This window comes from Microcystis sp. LE19-41.2A (assembly GCF_027530405.1).
GTDB lineage: Bacteria > Cyanobacteriota > Cyanobacteriia > Cyanobacteriales > Microcystaceae > Microcystis > Microcystis aeruginosa.
Window position 1 is genome coordinate 1 of record NZ_JAPZQJ010000499.1, and the last position, 7,129, is coordinate 7,129.

Annotated in this window: 6 protein-coding genes; 3 read left to right on the forward strand and 3 right to left on the reverse strand. The window is 40.7% G+C overall.

Annotated elements, in window-relative coordinates:
- Both O9290_RS20850 and O9290_RS20855 read left to right on the forward strand, forming a co-directional pair.
- Window positions 1-505 (forward strand): RNA-guided endonuclease InsQ/TnpB family protein (locus O9290_RS20850; protein WP_288087501.1); only part of this gene is annotated, 505 nt, incomplete at its 5' end.
- A 73-nt stretch (window positions 506-578) separates the two neighbouring features.
- Window positions 579-1,073, forward strand: a complete 495-nt coding sequence (locus tag O9290_RS20855) for a hypothetical protein (protein WP_002761722.1) — start codon at window positions 579-581, stop codon at window positions 1,071-1,073.
- A 176-nt stretch (window positions 1,074-1,249) separates the two neighbouring features.
- On the opposite strand, the gene O9290_RS20860 is transcribed toward O9290_RS20855, so the two are convergent.
- Window positions 1,250-2,935 (reverse strand): hypothetical protein, encoded by a 1,686-nt coding sequence (locus tag O9290_RS20860; protein WP_288087502.1) that lies wholly within the window; start codon window positions 2,933-2,935, stop codon window positions 1,250-1,252.
- A 512-nt stretch (window positions 2,936-3,447) separates the two neighbouring features.
- Window positions 3,448-5,088, reverse strand: coding sequence for a citramalate synthase (gene cimA / locus O9290_RS20865; protein ID WP_288087504.1), 1,641 nt, complete (start codon window positions 5,086-5,088; stop codon window positions 3,448-3,450).
- A 261-nt stretch (window positions 5,089-5,349) separates the two neighbouring features.
- On the opposite strand from cimA, the gene O9290_RS20870 reads away from it, so the two are divergent.
- Window positions 5,350-5,895: a hypothetical protein gene (locus O9290_RS20870; RefSeq protein WP_288056269.1), complete on the forward strand. Its 546-nt coding sequence runs from the start codon at window positions 5,350-5,352 to the stop codon at window positions 5,893-5,895.
- Here the strand turns inward: O9290_RS20870 and sds are convergent.
- On the reverse strand, window positions 5,892-6,863 hold the full coding sequence (sds, locus tag O9290_RS20875; RefSeq protein WP_288056271.1) for a solanesyl diphosphate synthase: 972 nt from the start codon (window positions 6,861-6,863) through the stop codon (window positions 5,892-5,894). The genes O9290_RS20870 and sds overlap by 4 nt on opposite strands.
- Between the last annotated feature and the right edge of the window lie 266 nt (window positions 6,864-7,129).

Genomic DNA, 7,129 nt, shown 5'->3' on the forward strand with positions numbered 1-7,129 from the left:
TAAGAGAGGACAAAAGCAGTCTAATAACTACAAAAAAGCTAGTCAAAAATACGCCAAGGGACATTTAAAAGTAAGTAGGCAACGAGAAGAGTTTGCTAAAAAATTGGCACTCCGTTTAATTCAGTCAAACGACTTGATAGCCTACGAGGATTTAAAAGTCAAGAACCTTGTGCGTAATCGAAAACTAGCTAAGAGTATCAATGATGCTGGTTGGTCACAATTAAGAAAATGGATAGAGTATTTTGGCATTAAATACGGCAGATTAACTATTGCAGTTAATCCAGCCTATACAAGTCAAGAATGCCTTAATTGTGGTCGGTTAATCCAAAAGTCTCTATCAGTTAGAACTCATGTTTGTTTGTGTGGGTATATAGAAGATAGGGACAAAATGGCGGCCTTGAATATACTCAAAAAAGCTACGATAGGGCATATCGGAAGCTGGTCGTCAGACCTAAACGCTTGGGGAGATTTAAGCTCTATCTTGGTTGGTAGAAATACCTGCTAAGACAACTTGAGTCAGTGAACCAAGAATCCCTCGCATAAGCGCGACGGGAGTGTCAATCGTACTCACATTAACCATGACCGAGCCAACCCAATTAAACTATCACGATACCTATTCTTGTCCCGTCTGTCGCCATGGTAAAATTGCCGCTTTACCACTCATGGAAGCCTATGCTTGTAACTTTTGTCAACACATTTTTACCGCTAATTTAGAACAACAAGTTTTAAAAATGGCCGATAGTCAATTACCCTTAACTTGGTATTGGAATGGTAAGTATTGGCAGGGTTTACCGAGAGAAGGAATGGAGATGGCAGGTTTTTACTTAATTATCGGTTTAGGATTTGTGATTTTTCCCACAGCAATTGTGGCTACGGGAGCCTATCTTTTTCCTCCGGTCGAGGGGAGTCCTTTGTCATGGGTGCCTCTATTTTGGTCGATTTTAACCTTTGTTTGCCATGGTATTTGTTTACTCTGGTTAATTATCGAATATTATCAGTTTCCCGTTAATATGTATCTACGGGCCTTGGCCCGTCGTTGGCAAAATTCTTTTGTTACTAGATTATTATCCTAGGGTTATTTAACTGCTCCAAAGTCTGACTACAAAAATTTGCTCCCTCTAAATTTTCCTTTTTAAGAGGGACTTAGATTCAATCTGTAATTTGCCTAGAGAGAATTGGTATAAAAGAGTGATTAAAGACGGCAAAAACTTAATCAGAAAGGCTAAATTTTACTCGACATTGACTAACCTTAAAAAGGTTGAAAATAATTGACAGATTTTTTATTGTTAGGAGCGATTAAATAATCGTACAGATATCCTTTATCGAAAGAATCTATAGTTGAATTAGTCAGGGGTTTAAAGGAAAATTTCTTAGCTCCTGCAACAATTGGAGTAGTTGTGCGGACAAGTTTCCCATCTTTTTCCTGTAACAAAATAATTTCCGAAGTTTTAACTTGGCGAGCGGGTTCCCAGGGATAATAAAAGAACAATAATCCATTGTCGTTATTTAAAGCTATTTCTCCATTGGCAGCGATTTTTAGCTGCCAATCAGGATTGAGTTTATATAGTTTAGGAACGTTTTTCCATTGCCAAGGAAATTGATAAAGTTGACCGACTACACTGGGCATAGACCAAGCAAAAGGATACAACTGACTTCCCCAAGGTAGACTAGGAGCATCGACTAAAATAACTTGTCCATCGCTCAGATCGGGGGCTAATTGTATAACATCAGCCCAAAAAGCTTGCTGATATTTCCAACTTAGTTTATTTTGCTGTTGCACGATAATTCCAAATCCAATCAACAAAGAAAAATAAGTCGCTAAGAGGAGAGCCGCAAGATTTTTTTGCCGATAACTATTGGCTAAATAAACAATCAAATAGCCAAGAATTCCCCCAAGAATAGAAGCTCCAACCACGGCAGCCGCATGAACACGGGAATCACGTCCACTAATGAGGGTAGCAGGAACGGTAAAAGTTAAGGGATAGGCCAAGAATAAGAGACTTATCCCCAAAAGGCTCAACTGTTTAATTATCGGCCAATTTTCCCCACTATCCAGTCCCGAAAAACGAGAATTTTGTAAGAATAGCCATAGCAACATAAGTAATGAAAGAGGCACAAAAATTAACAATTCTCCCCTGAGATTGTGCAAAGTTTGCCAAGGACGATAGACAAATGTTCCTAAACAGACAAATGGTCCGGTAATTATTTGACGAATCGGAGTAAAAATAGCGGTTGCTATATCTAAGTCTCCAACCCGGCTATCACCAGTCAACTTTCTGAGAATTAAAACCACTAGGAAAATCGTACCTAAGATGAATAGATGTTTAATTAATTCTTTAAATATCTCCGACTGAGGCTTTTTGGTTAGAAAAGGTGCGGTGATAAACAGCAAAAAACAGGTCTCATAACTAAGAAAAGAAGCAGTAATCAATAGGTAAGACCAAATTTTTTTATCGTTCAGATAACTTAAAAAAGCGAGTAAAAGAAAGGTTATGGCCGGCAAAATGTGAATATGAGTGAGAAAAGCCCTAGTGTTGTCGGCAGGAAATAAAGTAAATGCAAGGGTACCCGTCAGGACAAAAATAGGTTGATTCCAGAGACGTTGGAGAAATAGATAAAAGAGGATATTATTGGTTAATGCCAATAGATAGGCACTTATATAAATAAGCGGCAATCCTCCCAATTTTCCAGCAAAGTATGCAGAGAAGAAGAGGATGTTAAAGCCGACAACTCTACCTTGAAAAAATGCTAAATTCATGTTCTTAACAGAGTCAACAAATCTGGAAAAGTCCATGGTGAGTATGTTACCGATGAAAGCGTAATCATCTTCGTATAGACCCAAGTGATTAAAATACCAAAAGTGGGCGATCCAAGTAATCAATGCAATGGTTAAAAATGTAGTAATTTTCAATGATTTATTATTCAATAACGTCATTGATTTTCCTATAGCTTGTGTAGTCATAAATAAATATTTTATGTGAAATTTACAGCTTCAACAGGCTGAGCAATTGAATTACCTAGTGGTTCTTCGGTTTCTGTTATGCAATGTACGGGGGTTATAAGGGACGGAACCTTTATAGAGAAAAACGTTTGGCGATTTTTGTCAATTGTTTTTGATCTAGAGCGAACTAATCAATTAAATCTCTTGCCAGATAAGGATTTAGTTTATTTATGCCACCCTATCGAACCATAAAAAGTAACGAAGAGCCTACCTAGTTAAGCTTGCTTGCTCTTGTTGGAAGAATTATGGATTCTTTCTGATAATATATCAGTGTTTAAACTCTGTCAAGGCGAGATTGTACTAAATCCTGTTTAAAAGGTATAAGGGAGAACGGAGCAGGGGAGATAGGAGATAGGAGATAGGACATAGGAGATAGGAGTCAGTAGTTAAATGTTCAGTGAAAACTCAAATCTGACTCCTGATAACCGATAACTGATTACTGTTCCCTAAATTGTCCCTAAAGGACAAAATTGACCCGATAATTCTAGTTGATTGTTTTGCAGTAGATATAAACCGTACTCAATTCCTTCTACTACTGCTTGATAGGAAGCTTCTAAAATATTACTAGACACTCCCACGGTTGTCCATCTTTGTTGACCGTTACTTGACTCGATTAAAACCCTAGTTTTCGCTGCCGTCCCCGAACCACTATCGAGGATTCTCACTTTATAATCGGTCAGGTGAAAGTTAGCAATTTCGGGATAGAATTTGACTAGAGCTTTTCTTAAAGCCAGATCTAAAGCAGCCACGGGACCATTACCCTCGGCCACTTCTAACAAATCTTCCTCTTTTACCCGTACTTTAATTGTCGCGATCGCATTACCACTATCCCGCAGCATATCACAATAAACTTGGAATCCTTTTAATTCAAAAAGGTGGCTTCTCTGTCCCAAAGCTTCCCGCATTAATAACGCAAAACTAGCTTCGGCTGCCTCAAATTGATAACCCTCACTTTCCAAGATTTTTAAACGTTCCAAAATTTGCCGACAGGTGGGATCATCTTTATTTAAATCGATGCCAAAACTGCGCGCTTTCGCTAACACATTACTTAATCCCGATTGGTCAGAAATGACGATGCGGCGCTGATTCCCGATCGCTTCCGGGTTAATATGTTCGTAGGTTAGGGGATTTTTCGCCACCGCAGAAACGTGAATGCCGCCTTTATGGGCAAAAGCGGAGCGTCCGACGAAGGGAGCATGATCATCCGGGGCTAAATTGACCATTTCGCTGATTTTTCGGCTAGTTCCCGTCAATCGGCCTAATTGATTTTCTTCTAGGCAAGAAAAGCCCATTTTTAACTGAAGATTGGGAATTAAAGTACATAAATTGGCATTGCCGCAGCGTTCCCCATAACCGTTAATTGTGCCTTGAATCATGCGTGCGCCCTCGTTAACTGCCGCTAAGGAGTTAGCCACGGCGGTTCCTGCGTCATTATGAGCATGGATGCCTAATTGAGGCGCATTTTCCTCATCGGGATCGATGCCCAATTGCTCCCGCACTTTCTCCACAATGGGGGCGATTTCTTGGGGTAAAGTGCCGCCGTTGGTATCACAGAAAACTAACCATTCTGCTCCGGCAGCCCTGGCGGTTTTGAGGGTTAAAAGGGCGTATTCGGGGTTATTTTTGTAACCATCAAACCAATGTTCGGCATCATAAATGACTCGTTTTCCCTGACAGCGTAGATACTCGATCGTATCTCCTATCATGGCTAAATTCTCCTCCAGACTGGTTTTTAAGCCCTCTGTGACGTGCAGATCCCAAGATTTGCCGAAAATTGTCACCCAACGGGTTCTAGCGGCGAGAATGGCGGTTAACATCCGATCTTCCCGGGCCTCGACATGGGGGCGACGAGTGGAACAAAAAGCGACTAATTCCGCTTGTTTTAGGGGTTCTTCGTGCAGTTTCCAGAAAAATTGACCGTCTCTAGGGTTTGCGCCCGGCCAACCGCCTTCGATAAAAGGAATACCCATTCTATCTAATTCCCTGGCGATTTTAATTTTATCTTCGAGGGAGAGGGAAATACCTTCTCGCTGGGCCCCGTCCCGGAGAGTAGTGTCATAGACCCAAATGCGCTTACCATTGTTCATATAAATAGTCAATAGGTGTTAATATTAATTAATAACTGTAGCAAGTTAAAATCACGCCCCCCATGCCTAGAATAACAGTTTACGCTCAAACAATCACCTGCGATCGAGGTGCAAATCTCTGTTCAGTTATCAGTTATCAGTGATCAGTGATCAGTTTTGAGTTTTCAGTGAACAGTATTAAGTATTAAAGTGTTAAAGTATTAAGTGGCCAGTTCGGAGCCTTCTTTTCACTGTTTACTGTTTACTGATTAAGGTTATCAAATGAACGAGACAATAATTTTTCGGATATCACCAATAATTCGGGTAACTTTATTAAGTTTATATGTGGCGTTAACCATCCCTTTACCCTTTTTAGCAAAAGTCACTAATTCCCCCGTTAATCCCAATTTTCTTTGGTTAGGAATCAGCTTAGGATTAATCGCTTTATACGGAGCTTTAAGTGAAAGAGTCATTTTATCAGAGACAGGGATACAAGTTACCTATCCCCAATGGTTTCCCGCTTTTCTTCGCTCTGGTTGGTGGTTAAATTGGACAGATATAAAAGAACTTAAATGTCGCAGTACAGGACAGGGTGGTTTAGTTTATTATTTCCTTGATCGCTCCGCAGAAAAAGCCTATTTATTACCGATGCGAGTAGCGGGATTTAATCGCATGGTCAAAATAATCGAGGAAAAAACTAACTTGGATATGACTGATATTCGCCCCCTTTCTCAGCCTTGGATGTATGGAATTCTTTTTACTCTCACCCTATTTTTATTATTAGTCGATGCTTGGACTATTGCTACGGCGAGAACTATTATTCCCTAATAAATTCGGCTCAAAACATAATCTACTAGCTCGATTAACACATCTTTTGAGGGAGAAGAAGCTAAACATTCAAGGTGTTTTAAGGCACTTTGACCGTATTGATCGGCTAATTCTTTTGAGCGAGGAATACCTTGGCTAGAGTGAATAAAATCAAGAGCTTTTTCGATGTCTCCTTCCTGACTAAATTCCCGTTCAATTAACACTTCTATATAGGGATTTTCCTCCATAGCAAAGAGAGCGGGAGCGGTGATATTACCACTGATCAAATCGGAGCCAGAGGGTTTTCCTAATACTTCCGTAGGGGAGGTAAAATCGAGAATATCATCGACGATTTGAAAAGCTAACCCTAAATTGCGACCATAATTATATAAATGATGATTAACTTCAGCTGATTGCTCGCTTAATACCCCAGCCGCTTTGGCACTGTTGGCAATTAAAGAAGCAGTTTTGTAGTAACTTTTTTCTAGATAAGCTGCCAAGGAGATACTGGTATCAAAGCGATTAATTCCCTGTTGAATTTCCCCTTCAGCAAAATCGCGAATCACTTCTGAGAGCAATTTTACCACTTCTAAATTATCTAAATTAGCTAGATACCAAGAGGATTGAGCGAAAAGAAAATCCCCCGCTAAAACCGCCACGCGATTGTCAAATAAACTGTTAACGGTGGGAACACCGCGCCGCAATTCCGCCTCATCTACCACATCATCATGGACGAGACTGGCAGTGTGGATCATCTCCGTGATTTCCGCTAATCGACGATGACGGGGAGTGATATCCCGGTCTAACATAGTAGCGCGAGACACTAACAACACGATCGCCGGTCGAACGCGTTTACCACCGGCCTCGAACAAATGTTCTGCTGCCGCCGCTAAAATGGGATGACGAGCGCCGACGAGATTTTTTAAGTTATCGGTCAAAAGACGGAGATCATCGTCAACGGGTGCGAATAAAGAAGTTGTTGGGATCATTGGTTAGCCAATTGGCGAGATAGTTACGAAAGTTTACATATCCTTACATTTATTTTAAGCTAACCGTCCAGACTAGGGAAGGGGAAGCATCAGTGATCAGTGATCAGTGATCAGTGATCAGTAATCAGTAATCAGTAATCAGTAATCAGTGATCAGTGAGGGGTTGGGGTTTTAGGGTTTTAGGGTTTTAGTTGAAATTCCCCCACCTCCCCACACCCCACACCCCACACCCCACACCCCACACCCCACACCCCACACCCCACACC